Annotated in this window: 14 protein-coding genes; 11 read left to right on the top strand and 3 right to left on the bottom strand. The window is 73.7% G+C overall.

What is annotated here, in order from left to right:
- The first annotated feature begins 74 nt into the window (after nucleotides 1–74).
- Nucleotides 75–2,675, top strand: a complete 2,601-nt coding sequence (locus ACFZDE_RS07485; RefSeq protein ID WP_391198243.1) for a SpoIIE family protein phosphatase — start codon at nucleotides 75–77, stop codon at nucleotides 2,673–2,675.
- A 90-nt stretch (nucleotides 2,676–2,765) separates the two neighbouring features.
- On the top strand, nucleotides 2,766–3,998 hold the full coding sequence (gene hemW / locus ACFZDE_RS07490; RefSeq protein ID WP_391198246.1) for a radical SAM family heme chaperone HemW: 1,233 nt from the start codon (nucleotides 2,766–2,768) through the stop codon (nucleotides 3,996–3,998).
- Nucleotides 3,999–4,133: 135 nt separating this feature from the next.
- On the opposite strand, the gene ACFZDE_RS07495 is transcribed toward hemW, so the two are convergent.
- Nucleotides 4,134–4,934, bottom strand: coding sequence for a DUF3097 family protein (locus ACFZDE_RS07495; RefSeq protein ID WP_390996877.1), 801 nt, complete (start codon nucleotides 4,932–4,934; stop codon nucleotides 4,134–4,136).
- Nucleotides 4,935–4,965: 31 nt separating this feature from the next.
- Complete coding sequence (locus ACFZDE_RS07500; RefSeq protein ID WP_391198249.1) at nucleotides 4,966–5,697, bottom strand: MBL fold metallo-hydrolase; 732 nt, start codon at nucleotides 5,695–5,697, stop codon at nucleotides 4,966–4,968.
- A gap of 171 nt (nucleotides 5,698–5,868) precedes the next feature.
- Here ACFZDE_RS07500 and hrcA point away from each other — a divergent pair, with 171 nt between their 5' ends.
- The 9 genes from hrcA (at nucleotide 5,869) to ACFZDE_RS07545 (ending at nucleotide 16,442) form a co-directional block, all read left to right on the top strand.
- Complete coding sequence (hrcA, locus tag ACFZDE_RS07505) at nucleotides 5,869–6,885, top strand: heat-inducible transcriptional repressor HrcA (RefSeq protein WP_390996883.1); 1,017 nt, start codon at nucleotides 5,869–5,871, stop codon at nucleotides 6,883–6,885.
- Nucleotides 6,885–8,021 (top strand): molecular chaperone DnaJ, encoded by a 1,137-nt coding sequence (gene dnaJ, locus ACFZDE_RS07510; RefSeq protein WP_031103804.1) that lies wholly within the window; start codon nucleotides 6,885–6,887, stop codon nucleotides 8,019–8,021. Before hrcA ends, dnaJ begins: the two co-directional genes overlap by 1 nt.
- Before the next feature lie 191 nt (nucleotides 8,022–8,212).
- Nucleotides 8,213–9,331: a nitronate monooxygenase gene (locus ACFZDE_RS07515; protein ID WP_390996886.1), complete on the top strand. Its 1,119-nt coding sequence runs from the start codon at nucleotides 8,213–8,215 to the stop codon at nucleotides 9,329–9,331.
- Nucleotides 9,328–10,068 (top strand): 16S rRNA (uracil(1498)-N(3))-methyltransferase, encoded by a 741-nt coding sequence (locus ACFZDE_RS07520; protein WP_391198251.1) that lies wholly within the window; start codon nucleotides 9,328–9,330, stop codon nucleotides 10,066–10,068. The genes ACFZDE_RS07515 and ACFZDE_RS07520 overlap by 4 nt, the downstream gene beginning before the upstream one ends.
- Before the next feature lie 143 nt (nucleotides 10,069–10,211).
- Nucleotides 10,212–10,757 carry a hypothetical protein gene (locus ACFZDE_RS07525; RefSeq protein WP_391198253.1) on the top strand — a complete coding sequence of 182 codons (546 nt, stop codon included), beginning with the start codon at nucleotides 10,212–10,214 and terminating at the stop codon, nucleotides 10,755–10,757.
- Between the two features lie 90 nt (nucleotides 10,758–10,847).
- On the top strand, nucleotides 10,848–13,997 hold the full coding sequence (locus tag ACFZDE_RS07530) for a S41 family peptidase (protein WP_391198914.1): 3,150 nt from the start codon (nucleotides 10,848–10,850) through the stop codon (nucleotides 13,995–13,997).
- Nucleotides 13,998–14,121: 124 nt separating this feature from the next.
- Nucleotides 14,122–14,475 carry an HIT domain-containing protein gene (locus ACFZDE_RS07535; protein WP_390996895.1) on the top strand — a complete coding sequence of 118 codons (354 nt, stop codon included), beginning with the start codon at nucleotides 14,122–14,124 and terminating at the stop codon, nucleotides 14,473–14,475.
- A gap of 6 nt (nucleotides 14,476–14,481) precedes the next feature.
- Complete coding sequence (locus tag ACFZDE_RS07540; RefSeq protein ID WP_391198255.1) at nucleotides 14,482–15,387, top strand: ribonuclease Z; 906 nt, start codon at nucleotides 14,482–14,484, stop codon at nucleotides 15,385–15,387.
- Nucleotides 15,388–15,407: 20 nt separating this feature from the next.
- Nucleotides 15,408–16,442, top strand: coding sequence for an adenosine deaminase (locus ACFZDE_RS07545; protein WP_391198258.1), 1,035 nt, complete (start codon nucleotides 15,408–15,410; stop codon nucleotides 16,440–16,442).
- Here ACFZDE_RS07545 and ACFZDE_RS07550 read toward each other — a convergent pair.
- Nucleotides 16,412–17,728 carry an MFS transporter gene (locus ACFZDE_RS07550; protein ID WP_391198260.1) on the bottom strand — a complete coding sequence of 439 codons (1,317 nt, stop codon included), beginning with the start codon at nucleotides 17,726–17,728 and terminating at the stop codon, nucleotides 16,412–16,414. The genes ACFZDE_RS07545 and ACFZDE_RS07550 overlap by 31 nt on opposite strands.
- Between the last annotated feature and the right edge of the window lie 23 nt (nucleotides 17,729–17,751).

Consider the following 17,751-nt stretch of genomic DNA (forward strand, 5'->3'; position numbering starts at 1 on the left):
TGGGGGCCATTCCGACGCAACGGGAGACCGCCTCCCGTGCCTCAGAGGCGCCTGCACACGCGTGGGAGACGCCCGTGCCCGTCCAGGAAGGGCCCGTCGCCGACGAGCCCGCACCGTCCGCGGAGGTGATCACACCGTCCGCCGCGGCGCCCGGACCGGAGCGCACGCGGGCGCACGCGACCCTGTCCAACAGTTCCCTCGCGCCGGGCGCGGCACGCGCCCTGGTGCGCGCGGCGCTCGCCGAGTGGACCGCGCTCGGCCTGCCCGGCGCCGAGCACCTCACCGACCGCCTCGCCGACGACGCCACGCTCGTCGTCAGCGAACTCGTCACCAACGCCGTCGTGCACGCGGGCACCGACGTCGAGACGGAGTGCCGCCTGGAGGGCGACACCCCGGACACGGCCGCGGTCGTCGTCGAGGTTTGCGACCACCACCCCTCACGCGCCCCGCGCGGCAGCGAGCCGGAGACGGCGCACGACACCCCCGAGTACGGGCGCGGCCTGCGGCTCGTCGGTGCCCTCTCCGAGGCGTGGGGGATCACGTACCGCACGGGCCGCAAGACCGTCTGGGCGCGGCTGCCCGCCGCGGGGTGCGCGGCGGGGGAGCAGATCGAGGCGTACGCCGGGGAGCACGCGCTGGCGCGCGGCCTCCGGGTGGCGGAGATCCTTGCGCCCGAGCCGCGCCGGGGCGCGGAGCCGGCAGAGGAAGCGGCGGAGGAACCGGCGGAGGCACCGGCGGAAGACCCGGCGGAGGACCCGGTGTCCGAGCCACGCCGGGGTGAGGGGCCGCGGGAGGCCTGGGCGGCCGAGCCGTGCCAGGGGGACGGGGCAGGGGCGAACCGGGCGTCCCGGGTGTCCGAGCCGCGTCAAGGTGACGGGGTGGGGGAGGTTCGGGCGGCTGAGCTGCCGCGGGCTGAGGGGGCGGGGGAGAGCTGCGCGGCTGCACTGCCGCGGGGCGACGAGGCGGTCGAGGCCGTGCGGGCCTGGCGTGCCGAGGGAGAGACGTTGGATCTGCGTGCCGAGGGAGAGGCGTGGGATCTGCGTGCAGGGGGAGAGGCCTGGGGCCTGTGGGGCTCGTGTGACGGAGGGGAGAAGTGGGGTCGGCGTACCGGAGGCGACCCGTGGGGCCTGCGTGACGGCGGAGGGGCGTGGGACTCGCGGGGAGAGGCCTGGGACTCGCCGGGAGGCGGAGAGGTGTGGGACTCGCGGGAGGGCGGTGAGTCACGGGTCCGGCCCGCCTCACGGGAGGCTCATGACCTGCGTGACTGGAACGACCTGCGGGACTGGCGGGACCGGCACGAGAACCGCGACGGACGCAACGGCCCCGATGGTGCCTGGCTCGGCCGTGGTGCCCTGTCCTTCCTCGCCGAGGCCTCCGACCTGCTTGCCGGGCAGCTCGACGAGGACCTGGTCGCGGCGCTCGCCGGACAGCTGATCGTGCCCCGGCTGGCCGACTGGTGCGCGGTGTGGCTGGAGGACGAGGCCACCGGCGGCGGCTGGAGCGGCGGGGCGGGAGCGGGCGGACCGCGCCTCGCCCGGGTCTGGCACGGCAGCGAGAACCGCATCGAGGAACTGCGCCGCGTCCTGGAGAAGGACCCGCCGCAGCCGCTCGACCCGACGGGGTCGTCGTCCCCGTTCGAACGCGGCCGGGAGGGGGGCGGGTCCGGGCCCGTCGACTACCCCTGGCCCGGGGAGGCGCTCGGCGAGGGCGAGTCCGGCTCGGCGCTGGCGTACCGGCTGGTCGCCGGGGGACGACCGCTGGGCACCCTGGTCATCGGGCGCTCCGGGAAGGCCGGCTTCCCCGACGAGATCACCGGCCTCGCGGAGGACCTCAGCCGCCGGGTCGCCCTCGCCATCGGCGCCGCCCGCCAGTACGCCCGCCAGGCCACCATCAGCGCCGTCCTGCAGCGCGGCCTGCTGCCCGGCGCCGTGGCCGAGATCCCCGGCATGCGCAGCGCCCTCGTCTACGAGCCGTGCGACAAGGGCGGCCCGAGCGGCGACTTCTACGACCTGTTCCCCGCCGGTGCCGGCCGCTGGTGCTTCGCCGTCGGCGACGTCCAGGGCAAGGGGCCGGAGGCGGCCGTCGTGATCGGCCTGGCCCGGCCCTGGCTGCGGCTGCTGGCCCGCGAGGGCTACCGGGTCGCCGACGTCCTCGACCGTCTCAACCAACTGCTCCTCGACGACGCCACGGAGGCCGCCGACGCCGCGGCCCGGGCGCTGGTGGCCGCGGGCGCGCGTCCCACCCCGCCCGGTGACGGGCCCCAGACGCGCTTCCTGTCCCTGCTGTACGGCGAACTCGTGCCCTTCGACGGCGGCGTCCGCTGCACCGTCGCCTCCGCCGGGCACCCGCTGCCGCTGCTGCTCGGGGCGGGCGGCGAGGTCCACACGGCCGCGCAGCCCCAGACCCTCCTCGGGGTCGTGGAGGACGCCACCTACACCAGCGAGACCTTCGAGCTGCGCTCCGGCGACACGCTGCTGTGCGTAACCGACGGCGTGACCGAGCGCCGCTCGGGCTCCCGCCAGTTCGACGACGGGGACGGGCTCGCGACCGCCCTGGCCGGGTGCGCCGGGCTGGACGCGGATCTGATAGCCGAGCGGATCAAGCGGCTGGTGCACGACTTCGGGGCCCGGCCGCCCGCGGACGATCTCGCGCTGCTGGTCCTCCAGGCGGACTGACCGGCGCTCTGCCGGCTCCCGGCGGACCGACCGGCGCTCTGCTGGTCCTCCGGGCGCAGGGGCGCGCGCCGGTGCTGGACAATGGAAGGCATGCCTTCCGCACTCCCCGACGGTGAGCCCGTCCCCGACGACGGCGCGCTGCCCGCGTCCGCGCTCGCCGGGGCCGCCGACCGCCCGCTCGGGTTCTACCTGCACGTCCCGTACTGCGCGACCCGCTGCGGCTACTGCGACTTCAACACCTACACCGCGACCGAGCTGCGCGGCACCGGTGGGGTGCTGGCGTCCCGCGACAACTACGCCGAGACGCTGGCCGACGAGATCCGCCTGGCGCGCAAGGTGCTGGGTGACGATCCACGTCCCGTGCGCACGGTGTTCGTGGGCGGGGGCACGCCCACGCTGCTGGACGCCGGGGACCTGGTGCGGATGCTCAAGGCCGTGCGGGACGAGTTCGGGCTGGCGGAGGACGCCGAGGTCACGACCGAGGCGAACCCGGAGTCGGTGGACCCCGGGTACCTGGCCGCCCTGCGCGAGGGGGGCTTCAACCGGATCTCCTTCGGCATGCAGAGTGCGCGGCAGCATGTCCTGAAGGTGCTGGACCGCACGCACACCCCCGGGCGGCCCGAGGCGTGTGTGGCGGAGGCCCGGGCGGCCGGGTTCGAGCATGTGAACCTCGACCTGATCTACGGCACGCCGGGGGAGTCCGACGACGACTGGCGGGCGTCGCTGGACGCGGTGCTGGGGGCCGGACCGGACCATGTCAGCGCGTACGCCCTGATCGTCGAGGAGGGGACGCAGCTCGCGCGGCGGATCCGGCGCGGTGAGGTGCCGATGACCGACGACGACGTGCATGCCGACCGCTATCTGATCGCTGACGAGGTGCTCTCGGGCGCCGGGTTCGAGTGGTACGAGGTGTCGAACTGGGCGACCTCTCGGGCCGGGCGGTGTCTGCACAACGAGCTGTACTGGCGGGGAGCCGACTGGTGGGGGGCCGGGCCCGGGGCGCACAGCCATGTGGGCGGGGTGCGGTGGTGGAACGTCAAGCACCCGGGGGCGTACGCGGGGGCGCTGGCTTCGGGGAGGTCGCCGGGGGCCGGGCGGGAGGTGCTGTCGGAGGAGGATCGGCGGGTCGAGAGGGTTCTGCTGGAGTTGCGGCTGCGGGAGGGTGTGCCGTTGTCGCTGCTGCGGGCGCAGGGGTTGGCCGCCGCACGCAGGGCCTTGTCCGACGGGCTGCTTCAGGAAGAGCCGTACGGGGAGGGGCGGGCTGTGCTGACCTTGCGCGGGCGGTTGCTGGCGGACGGGGTTGTTCGGGACCTCGTTGACTGAGGTGCCGGTGCGTTGGTGCTGGGGGCGGGGCGATGCGCGGCTCGGCGCGACGAGGTGCCGCTGCGCCCACCCGTGCCGCCCTTAGCGGCACGCATGCCCGCAGCGGGGGCGGCACGCATGCCCGCAGCGAGGGTGCTACGTCGTCACGAAGTCGATCAGTTCTTCCACCCTGCCCAGCAGTTCCGGCTCCAGGTCCTTGTACGTGCGGACGCCCGACAGGATTCGTTGCCAGGCCGCGCCCGTGTTCTCCGGCCAGCCCAGCGCCCGGCACACGCCGGTCTTCCAGTCCTGGCCGCGCGGGACCCGGGGCCACGCCTCGATGCCCAGGGACGACGGTTTCACCGCCTCCCAGATGTCGATGTAGGGGTGGCCCACGACCAGCGCGTGCTCGCTCGTCACCGACTGGGCGATGCGCCACTCCTTCGAGCCCGGCACGAGGTGGTCCACCAGGACGCCCAGCCGTGCGTCCGGGCCTGGGGCGAACTCGGAGACGATCGACGGCAGGTCGTCGACGCCCTCCAGGTACTCCACGACCACGCCCTCGATGCGCAGGTCGTCGCCCCACACCTTCTCGACCAGCTCGGCGTCGTGCCGGCCCTCGACGTAGATGCGGCCGGCGCGGGCCACCCGTGCGCGGGCGCCGGGGACGGCCACCGAGCCCGAGGCCGTGCGGGTGGGACGTGCCGGTCCGCCCGGCGCGGGGCGGACCAGGGTCACCACCCTGCCCTCCAGCAGGAAGCCGCGCGGCTCCATCGGGAACACCCGGTGCTTGCCGAAGCGGTCCTCCAGCGTCACCGTGCCCGCCTCGCAGCGGATCACCGCACCGCAGAAGCCGGTCCCCGGCTCCTCCACCACCAGGCCGGGCTCCGCCGCGACCTCCGGCACCGGCTGGGGCTTCTTCCACGGCGGGGTCAGATCGGCGGAGTACTGGCGCATTCGGATGACGATAGGAGAAGGCGACCGGTGATCACCGCGACACGCCGAAACGCGCCGCCAGCGCGTCCCGTTGCGCCCGTACGAACGCCGCGTCCACCACCGCTCCGTGACCGGGCACGTACACCGCGTCCTCACCGCCCAGGTCCAGCAGCCGGTCCAGGGCGGCCGGCCAGCGCGACGGCACCGCGTCGGGGCCCGCCTGCGGCTCGCCCGACTCCTCGACCAGGTCGCCGCAGAACACCACCTCCGGATCACCCGGCACCAGCACCGCCAGATCGTGCGCGGTGTGCCCGGGGCCGACGTTCGCCAGCAGCACCTGCCGCCCGCCGCCCAGGTCGAGGGTCCACTCGCCGGAGACCAGGTGGCCGGGCGGGGCCAGCCGCTCCGCCGCCTCCCGCGCCGTGGGCGCCGCGAGGCCCTGGCGCACCGCGTCCTCGCGCAACTCCTCGCGGTCCCGCGCCCGCGACAGCACCGCGTCCACGCCCACCGCTCCGAACACCTCGGTGTCCGGGAGGGCGGCGGCGCCGAGGACATGATCGAAGTGCGGGTGGGTCAGCGCGAGATGTGTCACACGGTGACCGGTGAGCGCCCGCGCCTGCGCGCCCAGTTTCGCGCCCTCGGCGAGGCTCGACCCCGCGTCGATCATGAGGACCGCGCCCTCCCCGGCCACCAGCCCGATCGTGCAGTCCCACACCGGCAGCCGGCACCGCCCCACACCGGCGGCCAGGCGCTCCCATCCGAGGTCTTCCCAAGTCACCGTCATACGGCGACGCTAGCGGTGCGCCCCGCTCGGGGCACGGCGCCGCACGACCAGCCTTGCCGGGGGTGTACCCCACCGCCGTACACTGGGCCGGGGAATGCTGGCACTCGCACGCGCAGAGTGCCAGGCTCAACGGGCAGGACCACGGGCGGACGACTTCTGGAGGTGTGCGCGATGCTCAGTGAACGCAGGCTCCAGGTGCTGCGCGCCATCGTCCAGGACTACGTCGGCACCGAGGAGCCGGTGGGTTCCAAGGCCCTCACCGAGCGGCACAGCCTCGGCGTCTCCCCGGCGACCGTCCGCAACGACATGGCGGCCCTGGAGGACGAGGGGTACATCGCCCAGCCGCACACCAGTGCCGGGCGCATCCCCACCGACAAGGGCTACCGGCTGTTCGTCGACAAGCTCGCCGGTGTCAAGCCGATGACCGCGCCCGAGCGGCGTGCGATCCAGAACTTCCTCGAAGGCGCGGTCGACCTCGACGACGTCGTGGCGCGCACGGTGCGGCTGCTCGCGCAGCTCACGCGTCAGGTCGCCGTCGTGCAGTACCCCTCGCTGACCCGTTCGACCGTGCGGCATGTGGAGTTGCTCTCCCTCGCCCCCGCGCGGGTGATGCTCGTGCTGATCACGGACACCGGGCGGGTCGAGCAGCGGGTGGTCGACTGCCCGGCGCCCTTCGGCGAGGCCTCGCTGGCGGATCTGCGCGCCCGGCTCAACAGCCGTGTGGCGAACCGCCGTTTCGCGGATGTGCCGGGTCTGGTGGAGGATCTCCCGGAGGCGTTCGAGCACGAGGACCGGGGTACGGTCTCCACGGTGCTCTCCACACTCCTGGAGACGCTCGTCGAGGAGAACGAGGAGCGGCTGATGATCGGCGGCACCGCCAATCTGACCCGCTTCGGGCATGACTTCCCTCTCACGATCCGGCCGGTGCTGGAGGCGCTGGAGGAGCAGGTCGTGCTCCTCAAGCTGCTCGGCGAGGCGCAGGATCCGGGCGTGACCGTACGGATCGGTCATGAGAACGCCCACGAAGGACTCAACTCCACGTCCGTCGTGTCGGTCGGCTACGGTTCGGGCGGCGAGGCAGTCGCCAAGCTCGGCGTGGTCGGACCGACCCGCATGGACTACCCGGGAACGATGGGAGCGGTACGCGCAGTGGCACGGTACGTCGGACAGATCCTGGCGGAGTCGTAGTGGCCACGGACTACTACGCCGTACTCGGCGTGCGCCGCGACGCGTCGCAGGAAGAGATCAAGAAGGCCTTCCGGCGGCTCGCGCGCGAGCTGCACCCGGACGTCAACCCCGATCCGAAGACCCAGGAGCGGTTCAAGGAGATCAACGCCGCTTACGAGGTGCTGTCGGACCCGCAGAAGAAGCAGGTCTACGACCTCGGCGGCGACCCGCTCTCGCAGGCCGGTGGCGGCGGCGCGGGCGGCTTCGGAGCCGGTGGTTTCGGAAACTTCTCGGACATCATGGACGCGTTCTTCGGCACGGCGTCGCAGCGCGGACCGCGCTCGCGCACTCGCCGCGGCCAGGACGCCATGATCCGTATCGAGGTCGAGCTCGACGAGGCGGCCTTCGGCACGACGAAGGACATCCAGGTCGACACGGCCGTCGTCTGCAACACCTGCAACGGCGAGGGCGCGGCCCCGGGCACCTCCGCGCAGACCTGTGACATGTGCCGCGGCCGCGGTGAGGTCTCGCAGGTCACCCGGTCCTTCCTGGGCCAGGTCATGACGTCCCGCCCCTGCCCCCAGTGCCAGGGCTTCGGCACCGTCGTGCCGACCCCGTGCCCGGAGTGCGCGGGCGACGGCCGGGTCCGCTCCCGCCGTACGCTCACGGTCAAGATCCCGGCCGGTGTCGACAACGGCACGCGGATCCAGCTCGCCGGTGAGGGCGAAGTCGGCCCCGGCGGTGGTCCGGCCGGTGACCTCTACGTCGAGATCCACGAGCTGCCGCACAGCACGTTCCAGCGGCGCGGCGACGATCTGCACTGCACGGTGACGATCCCCATGACGGCGGCGTCCCTCGGCACGAAGGTGCCGCTGGAGACGCTCGACGGCATGGAGGAGGTCGACATCCGCCCGGGCACCCAGTCCGGCCAGTCGATCCCGCTGCACGGCCGGGGCGTCACGCACCTGCGCGGCGGCGGACGCGGCGACCTCATCGTCCACGTCGAGGTCCAGACCCCGACCAAGCTCGACCCCGAGCAGGAGCGCCTCCTGCGAGAGCTCTCCAAACTCCGCGGAGAGGAACGCCCCACGGGGCAGTTCCAGCCGGGGCAGCAGGGGTTGTTCTCGCGGTTGAAGGATGCCTTCAACGGGCGCTGACGCGAGCGGTCGGGTCGTTGCCGGGGGTCCGGGGGTTGTCCCCCGGGCGGGCACAGTCGGCCGGGGCAGCAAGGGTTGTTCTCTCGGTTGAAGGATGCCTTCAACGGGCGCTGAGACCGCCCGTGCTTCTGGTCTATGCCAGTCGGCAGGCCGGTTTCGGGGTTGTTCGGAGGACGTGACAACATGCGGTCATGTCCTCCGCACTGACCGATCTCTTCCCCCTCCCGATCGTGCAGGCCCCCATGGCGGGCGGCGTCTCCGTACCGCAGCTCGCGGCGGCCGTGTGCGAGGCGGGCGGGCTCGGGTTCCTCGCCGCCGGGTACAAGACCGCCGACGGGATGTACCAGGAGATCAAGCAGCTCCGGAGCCTCACCACCAGGCCCTTCGGCGTCAACGTCTTCATGCCGCAGCCGGAGTACCCGGCTGCGAGCAGCGGCTCCACCGGAGCGGCCGGCGCCGCGCTCCCCTCCGCGGCCGCCGTCGACGTCTACGCCCACCAACTGGCCGGCGAGGCCACCTGGTACGAGGCCGAGCTGGGCGATCCGGACAGCGGACGTGACGACGGCTTCGAGGCCAAACTCGTGGTGCTGCGCGACAACCCCGTGCCGGTGGTGTCGTTCCACTTCGGCGTCCCGGGCCGCGAGGTCGTCGACACCCTGCACCGCGTCGGCACCTTCGTCCTGGCCGCCGCGACCACCCCCGACGAGGCGCGGGCCGTCGAAGGGGCCGGTGCGGACGCGGTCATCGTCCAGGGCATCGAGGCGGGCGGCCACCAGGGCACCCACCGGGACATCCCCGAGACGGACGGGTCCGGCATCGGGCTGCTGTCGCTGGTCGCCCAGGTCCGTGAGGCCGTCGGCATCCCGATCGTCGCCGCCGGGGGCATCATGCGCGGCGGGCAGATCGCCGGGGTCCTCGCGGCGGGCGCGAGCGCGGCCCAGTTGGGCACCGCCTTCCTCGCCACGCACGAGTCGGGCGCGAACGCCCTGCACAAGCAGGCGCTGACCAACCCGCTGTTCGTCCGCACGGAACTGACCCGGGCGTTCTCCGGGCGGCCCGCGCGCGGCCTCGTCAACCGGTTCCTGCGCGAGCACGGCCCGTACGCGCCCGCCGCCTACCCGGAGATCCACCACCTCACCGCGCCGCTGCGCAAGGCCGCCGCCAAGGCCGGTGACGCGCAGGGCATGGCGCTGTGGGCCGGGCAGGGGCACCGGATGGCGCGGGAGCTGCCCGCCGGGCAGCTGGTCGAGGTGCTGGCCGGGGAACTGGCCGCAGCCCGCGCCGCGTTGGCGGGCGGGGGTGCGCTGTGACCGCGCCGGTGTTCGTGGTCGAGCACTTCGACGCGGGCGGCGGCGGCCGGTACGTCCTCGACGGGCCGGAGGGGCGGCACGCCGTCTCCGTGAAGCGGCTGCGCGCCGGTGAGGACGTCGTCCTCACGGACGGGGCGGGCCGCTGGGCGGACTGCGTGGTGCTCGACACGGAGGGCAAGGACCGGCTGATCGTCCAGCTGGACTCGGTGTCCGAGGAGCCCGCGGAGCAGCCCCGGGTCACCGTCGTCCAGGCGCTGCCCAAGGGCGACCGGGGCGAGCTCGCCGTCGAGACGATGACCGAGGTCGGCGTCGACGCGATCGTGCCGTGGGCGGCGGCGCGCTGCATCACACAGTGGAAGGGCGAGCGCGGGGTCAAGGCGCTGGGCAAGTGGCGGGCGACGGCCCGGGAGGCCGGCAAGCAGTCCCGCCGGGTGCGCTTCCCCGAGGTCGCCCAGGCGGCGACCACCAAGCAGGTAGCCGCCCTGCTGGCCGGGGCGGACTTCGCCGCCGTGCTGCACGAGAGCGGGGACAGGCCGTTGGCCACTGCCGAACTGCCGGCCACGGGTGACATCGTGCTGGTGGTAGGGCCCGAGGGAGGCGTCGCGCCGGAGGAACTGGCGCTGTTCGAGGAAGCGAGGGCCAAGCCGTACCGCCTCGGGCGCAGTGTGCTGCGCACCTCGACCGCCGGGACGGCCGCCGCGGCCGTACTCCTGGCACGCACCGGACGCTGGTCCTGACCCCCTCGGACCGTGGACGTGAAGGGCCGGCGCGTCTCAAGGGCCCCGAGAGCGACCTGCCGGGGCGTCAGGAGTGGCTGATGTCGCGCCGCTGACGCCTTTGCGCCCTACCGCGCGACCCCCGTCAGTGGCAGGCTCCCTCCATGGGGGTTTCGACGAGGATTCGACCCGGGCGGCGCGGGCGGCGGGTGGCGGTCGCGGCGGCGTTCGCCGTGCTGGCGGTGGGCGGCGCCGTCGCCTGTGAGCCCGGCGCCATCAGCTCCGCGTCCGTCGCGTACACCACCGACGAGACGGTGACCAAGGAGCTCAACCGGCAGAAGGCGGGCGTGCGTTGGCTCACCTGCACCGCCTCCTACGGGGACAGCGGCGGGAAGTCGTCACCCTCGGCGCGTGAGCGGACCGTCGCAGAAGTCGACTGCCAGGGCGAGACCAAGGACGGCAAGGACATCACCGTCGACGGCAAGGTCACCCACGCGGTGAACGGCGCCTGCGTACGCGGGAACATCACCGCCAAGGTGGACGGCAAGGTGTGGTTCCAGGTCGACGGCCTCGGCGACTGCGACTCCACCACCCCGCCCCCCGTCGGCGGGCCCGGCGGCGGCGGGCCCGGGCCGACCGTCACCGTGACCGTGACCCAGACCGTCTGGTGCGACCGGTACCCGGACTGCCGTCCCGTCGAGGGCAAGTGATCCGAACCCTGTCCGCGCGGCGTGGTCCCTGCATAGGGTGATCAGGTGACATCGTCTGCTTACCTCCGGTTCCCCCATGTGCACGGTGACCTGGTCGCCTTCACCGCCGAGGACGACGTGTGGCTCGCCCCGCTCGACGGCGGCCGGGCCTGGCGGGTCAGCGCCGACAACATGCCGGTGACCCAGCCCCGCATCTCGCCCGACGGCACCACCGTCGCCTGGACCTCCACCCGCGACGGTGCCCCCGAGGTGTTCGTCGCCCCGGTCGACGGCGGCCCGGCCAAGCGGCTGACGTACTGGGGCAGCCTCAAGACACAGGTGCGCGGCTGGACCCCGGACGGCGAGGTGCTGGCGATCAGCACCCAGGGGCAGGCGAGCCTGCGCCGCACCTGGGCACGCGCCGTCCCGCTCGACGGCGGCCCGGCCACCACCCTGCCCTACGGCCCCGTCGGCGACGTCGCCCACGGCCCCCACACGGTGCTGCTGTCCGCGCCGATGGGCCGCGAGGCCGCCTGGTGGAAGCGCTACCGCGGCGGTACGGCGGGCAAGTTGTGGATCGACCGCGAGGACGACGGCCAGTTCACGCGGCTGCACGAGGACCTCGACGGCAACCTCGAGTACCCCTTCTGGGTGGGGGACCGGATCGGCTTCCTCTCCGACCACGAGGGCACCGGAGCGCTCTACTCCTCCCTCGCCGACGGCTCCGACCTGCGCCGCCACACCCTCCTCGACGGCTTCTACGCCCGGCACGCCGCGACCGACGGCACCCGGGTCGTCTACTCCAGCGCCGGTGAACTGTGGGTGCTGGACGACCTGGACGGGGCCGAACCGCGGCGGCTGGAGGTGCGGCTGGGCGGGCAGCGCGTCGATCTCCAGCCGTTCCCGGTGAACGCCTCCCGGTGGTTCGGCTCGGCCTCCCCCGACCACACCGCGCGCGGCAGCGCGGTCGCCGTACGCGGCTCCGTGCACTGGGTCACCCACCGCGCCGGACCGGCCCGCGCGCTGGCCTCGGCCCCCGGCGTGCGGGCCCGGCTGCCGCGCACCTTCCGCGCGGACGGCGAGCAGTGGGTGGTGTGGGTGACGGACGCCGAGGGCGACGACGCCCTGGAGTTCGCGCCCGCCACCGGACTCGCCCCCGGGGTGACACCCCGCCGGCTCGCCGCCGGTCAGCTCGGCCGGGTGCTGGACCTCGCCATGGCGCCCGACGGCAGCCGGGCCGCCGTGTCCTGCCACGACGGGCGGCTGCTGCTCGTGGAGCGGGAGACGGGCGAGGTGCGGGAGGTCGACCGCAGCGAGGACGGCGACGTGTCGGGCCTCGTCTTCTCACCCGACTCGACCTGGCTGGCCTGGTCCCACCCCGGCCCCCGGCCGCTGTGCCAGCTGAAGCTCGCCAACACCACCGACCTGTCGGTCACCGAGGCCACCCCACTGCGCTTCCAGGACTACGCGCCCGCCTTCACCATGGACGGCAAGCACCTCGCGTTCCTGTCGACCCGCTCCTTCGACCCGGTCTACGACGAGCATGTCTTCGACCTGGCCTTCGTGGTGGGCGCCCGGCCGCATCTGATCACCCTCGCCGCCACCACGCCCTCCCCGTTCGGGCCGCAGCGGCACGGCAGGTCCTTCGAGACGCCCGACCGGGAGGAGACCCCCGACAGCGAGGGCACCCCCACCACCCGCATCGACCTCGAAGGCCTCGCCGACCGCATCGTGCCCTTCCCGGTCGAGGCCGCCCGCTACACCAACCTGCGCGCCGCCAAGGACGGTGTGCTGTGGCTGCGCCACCCGGTCACCGGTGTGCTCGGCGCGTCCCGGGCCACCCCGGACGACCCCGAGCCCAAGTCCGAGCTGGAGCGCTACGACCTCGCCCAGCAGCGCGTCGAGCACCTCGCCGTCGACGCCGACCACTTCGCCGTCAGCGGCGACGGCAAGCGGGTGCTGCTGTGGACCGACGGGCGGCTGAAGGTCGTCCCCAGCGACCGGCGTGCCTCAGGCGACGACGACAGCGACTCCAACATCACCGTCGACCTGGGCCGGGTACGCCAGTTCGTCGACCCGGCGGCCGAGTGGCGCCAGATGTTCGACGAGAACGGCCGCATCATGCGCGACCACTTCTGGCGGCCCGACATGAGCGGCGTCGACTGGGACGGCGTCCTCGACCGCTACCGGCCCGTCGTGGACCGCTGCGCCACCCACGACGACCTCGTCGACCTGCTGTGGGAGGTGCAGGGGGAACTCGGCACCTCGCACGCCTACGTCACCCCGCGCGGCGGCTCCGGCGGCGGGCCCCGCCAGGGTCTGCTCGGTGCCGACATCTCCCGCCACGAGGACGGCAGTTGGCGCGTCGACCGCATCCTGCCCTCCGAGACCTCCGACCCGGACGCCCGCTCCCCGCTGGCCGCCCCCGGCGTCGCGGTGCGCCCCGGCGACGCCATCGCCGCGATCGCCGGTCAGCCGGTCGACCCCGTGCTCGGCCCCGGCCCGCTGCTGATCGGCACGGCGAACAAGCCGGTGGAGCTGACCATCTCCCCGTCCGGCGGCGGCGACCCGAGGCACGCCGTCGTCGTGCCCGTAGCCGACGAGGAACCCCTGCGCTACCACGCCTGGGTCGCCGACCGCCGCGCCTACGTCCACGAGAAGTCCGGCGGCCGTCTCGGCTACCTCCACGTCCCGGACATGCAGGCCCCCGGCTGGGCGCAGATCCACCGCGACCTGCGCGTCGAGGTCGCCCGCGAGGGCCTGGTCGTCGACGTCCGCGAGAACCGCGGCGGCCACACCTCGCAGCTGGTCGTCGAGAAGCTGGCCCGCCGTATCGTCGGCTGGGCCGTCCCGCGGGGCATGCGCCCCTACAGCTACCCGGAGGACGCCCCGCGCGGCCCCGTCGTCGCCGTCGCCAACGAGTTCTCCGGCTCCGACGGCGACATCGTCAACGCGGCGATCAAGGCCCTCGGTCTCGGCCCGGTCGTCGGCACCCGCACCTGGGGCGGCGTCATCGGCATCGACAGCCGCTACCGCCTGGTCGACGGCACCCTGGTCACCCAGCCCAAGTACGCCTTCTGGCTGGAGGGCTACGAGTGGGGCGTGGAGAACCACGGGGTGGACCCGGACGTGGAGATCGTCCAGCGCCCCCAGGACTACGCGGCGGGGAGGGACACCCAACTGGACGAGGCGATCAGGCTGGCACTGGAGGCACTGGAGACCAGTCCGGCGAAAACGCCCCCCGCCGTACCGACCCTTTAAGGGGCGCGGGGCTGGGTCGATGTGCGGCTCCGCCGCGTGGGCGCGACCAGCCACGACCGGCCCCGCACCCGACGACGATACGATGCCCACGACGGACCACATTCGGCCAACCCCCGGAGGGAAAATGGCAGGGGAGCCCCAGGAAGACTGCCTGTTCTGCAAGATCGTCGCAGGCACCATCCCGGCGACCATCGTCCGCCAGACACAGACGACGATCGCGTTCCGCGACATCAACCCCCAGGCCCCCACTCACGTCCTGATCATCCCCAAGGCGCACTACGAGAACGCCGCCGCCCTCGCCGCCGCCGACCCGGCCCTCACCGCCGACGTGGTCCGCGAGGCCCAGGCCGTCGCGGACGAGGAGAAGCTCGACAGCTACCGCCTCGTCTTCAACACCGGCAGCGGCGCCGGCCAGACGGTGTGGCACGTGCACGGCCACGTGCTCGGCGGCCGGGGCCTCGACTGGCCCCCGGGGTGATCCGCCTTGTCCGTACGCGAACTCGTGGTGCTCGGCACCGCCTCCCAGGTCCCCACCCGGCACCGCAACCACAACGGCTATCTGCTCCGCTGGGACGGCGAGGGCATTCTCTTCGACCCCGGCGAGGGCACGCAGCGCCAGATGCTGCGTGCCGGGGTCGCCGCGCACGACCTGAACCGGATCTGCGTCACGCACTTCCACGGTGACCACTCCCTCGGTCTCGCCGGAGTGATCCAGCGCATCAACCTCGACCGGGTCCCGCACCAGATCACCGCCCACTACCCGCGCTCCGGGCAGCGCTTCTTCGACCGGCTCCGGTACGCCACCGCCTACCGTGAGACCGTCGGCATCACCGAGGCCCCGGTCGACGCCGACGGGCCGCTGGCCCGCACGGGCGGCTACACCCTGGAGGCCCGGAAGCTGTGGCACCCGGTGGAGTCGTACGGGTACCGGATCGTCGAGCCCGACGGCCGCCGCATGCTGCCCGAGCGGCTCGCCGCGCACGGCATCAAGGGCCCGGACGTCGGACGGCTCCAGCGCGAGGGCTCGCTCGGCGGAGTCTCACTCGACGACGTCAGCGAGACGCGGCGCGGGCAGCGCTTCGCGTTCGTCATGGACACCCGGCTCTGCGACGGTGTGCACGCGCTCGCCGAGGGCTGCGACATGCTCGTCATCGAGTCGACGTTCCTCGACGACGACGAGGAACTCGCCGTCGAGCACGGGCATCTGACGGCGGGCCAGGCGGCCCGGGTGGCCCGGGACGGCGGCGTGCGGCACCTCGTGCTGACCCACTTCAGCCAGCGCTACACCGACCCGGACGCGTTCGAGCGCCAAGCCCGCGCCGCCGGGTACGAGGGTGAGCTGACCGTGGCCCATGATCTACTCCGGGTACCGGTTCCGAAGCGTCGGTGAAACGGCCGTACGATGAATTGATGTCCCTCCCCAAAGCCGAACTGCACCTTCACATCGAAGGCACCCTGGAACCGGAGCTGGCCTTCGAGCTCGCCGCGCGCAACGGCGTCACCCTGCCGTACGCCGACACCGACGCGCTGCGCGAGGCCTACCGGTTCGAGGACCTGCAGTCGTTCCTGAACCTGTACTACGAGCTCATGGCCGTCCTGCGCACCGAGCGGGACTTCGAGGACCTGGCGAACGCCTATCTCGCCCGGGCCGCCGCGCAGGGCGTGCGGCACGCGGAGATCTTCTTCGACCCGCAGGCCCACACCGCCCGCGGTCTGGAGATCGGCACGGTCGTCGAGGGGCTGTGGCGGGCGCTGGGGAGCAGCGAGGCCAACCACGGTGTCTCGACCCGGCTGATCCTGTGCTTCCTGCGCGACGAGTCCGCCGAGTCGGCCCTGGCCACCCTGGCGGCGGCCGAGCCGTTCCTGGACCGCATCACCGGCGTCGGCCTGGACTCCGCGGAGGTCGGGCACCCGCCGGTGAAGTTCCGCGAGGTCTACGACAGGGCCGCCGCGCTCGGTCTGCGACGGGTCGCCCACGCCGGTGAGGAGGGCCCGCCGCAGTACATCACCGAGGCGCTGGACGTCCTCGGTGTGGAGCGGGTCGACCACGGGCTGCGCTGTGTGGAGGACCCCGCGCTGGTGGAGCGACTGGTGCGCGAGAGGGTGCCGCTGACGCTGTGCCCGCTGTCGAACGTCCGGCTGCGCACGGTCGACACCCTCGCCGACCACCCGCTGCCCGCCATGCTCGACGCGGGCCTGATGTGCACGGTCAACTCCGACGACCCGGCCTACTTCGGCGGCTACGCGGGCGACAACTTCGACGCCGTGCGCGCCACCCTCGATCTCACCGAGGAGCGGCTGCGCGAGCTGGCCCGCAACTCCTTCCTCGCCTCCTTCCTGGAGGACGACGAGGAGCTGCGGGCGCGGTATCTCGCCGAGGTGGAGGCCTACACCTTCGGTCAGCCGCGGGGGTCTCAGAAGACCTCCGACCCCGCCTTGCCGTAGGCACGCTGGGCGGGGACGGCCGGGGTCTCCACCGGGATCTCCACCACCGGCTGCTCCGGGGCGCCGATCTCCGGGATCGCGCCGCTGGGCGTGCCCGTGGCGGCGGCGACCAGGGCGGCCGGGTGCCCGCCGCGACGGCGGATCGCGCCGGGCAGCAGCGGGCGTCCGCCGGTGTGCAGGGCGACGGCGGTCATCGGCAGGGCGATCACCAGCAGCCCGGCGCCGAGGGCCGCGCCCATGGCCGGGAACCCGGCCTGCGCCGACAGCACGCTGCCGGTCAGCGGCCCGGCGGCGGTGCCCAGCGAGGACGCCGAGCCCACCAGCACCGCCCAGCGCCCGCGCGCATCGAGCGAGGCGGCGAGCCCGATGAGGTACGACAGCACCACCGGGTAGAGCGTGTTCCAGGCGATCTCGCCGGCCGCGAAGCTCCCGAGGCCGGTCGCGGAGGCGCTGAGCGCGATGCAGACGGCGATGAGGACGGTGCCGCCGCCGATGGGTATCGCGCGTCCGAGCCGGGCCCCGAGAGCGCCCGCCGCGAGGACCCCGGTCAGTCCGGCGCCGAGGCCGACGGCGAAGACGGCACCGACGGTGGCCTCGCCGAGGTGTGCCTGCTCCAGGCCGATGCGTCCGCTCACGCCCCACAGGGAGTTCTGGGCGAGCGACCAGCAGACCATGGCGGCGGCCAGCAGCAGCCCCGAACGGGCGTGCGGCAGCCGGGCGTTGTCGTGCCGGGCGGTGGGCGTGGCGGGTACACCGGTGGGCAGGCCGCCGGTGAGCGGCCATACGGCCAGGGCCGTGAGGGCGATGGCGGCCAGCGGCAGGCCGTGCCCCGGGCCGAGGTGCGGCACCGTCAGGTACACGGCGCCCGCGAGGGCGGAGACGGTGAGCAGTCCGGCCGTCGAGGCCCGGTGCGGATCCCGCTGACCGGCGATGAGAGTCGCGGCGACGGTGGTGGCCGTGCCGGAGCCGAACCCGCCGACGATCGCGCCGGCGACGACGGCGGGGATCGCGGTGGTCAGGGCAGCGCCGCCGTAGCCGAGCAGGGCCAGGGCGAGGCCGAGCCGGGCGAGCGCGCGGGCCCCGATCCGTTCGACCCGGGAGGCCAGGGCGAATCCGGCGGCTGCCGAGCTCAGCAGCAGGGCACTGCCGACGGCGCCCGCCTGGGTGGCGGAGAGCGGAAGGTCCGAGTCGAGCCTGCCGACGGTGGTGGGCAGCAGATACGGAGCGAGGTACCCGGCCGTGAAAAGGGCGACGAGGGGCCAGGGAGTGGTGCGGGGGGCGAACACGGGCGTTCCCAGGGCATGCGAAA

Source organism: Streptomyces sp. NPDC007929, from assembly GCF_042959065.1.
Classification (GTDB): domain Bacteria; phylum Actinomycetota; class Actinomycetes; order Streptomycetales; family Streptomycetaceae; genus Streptomyces.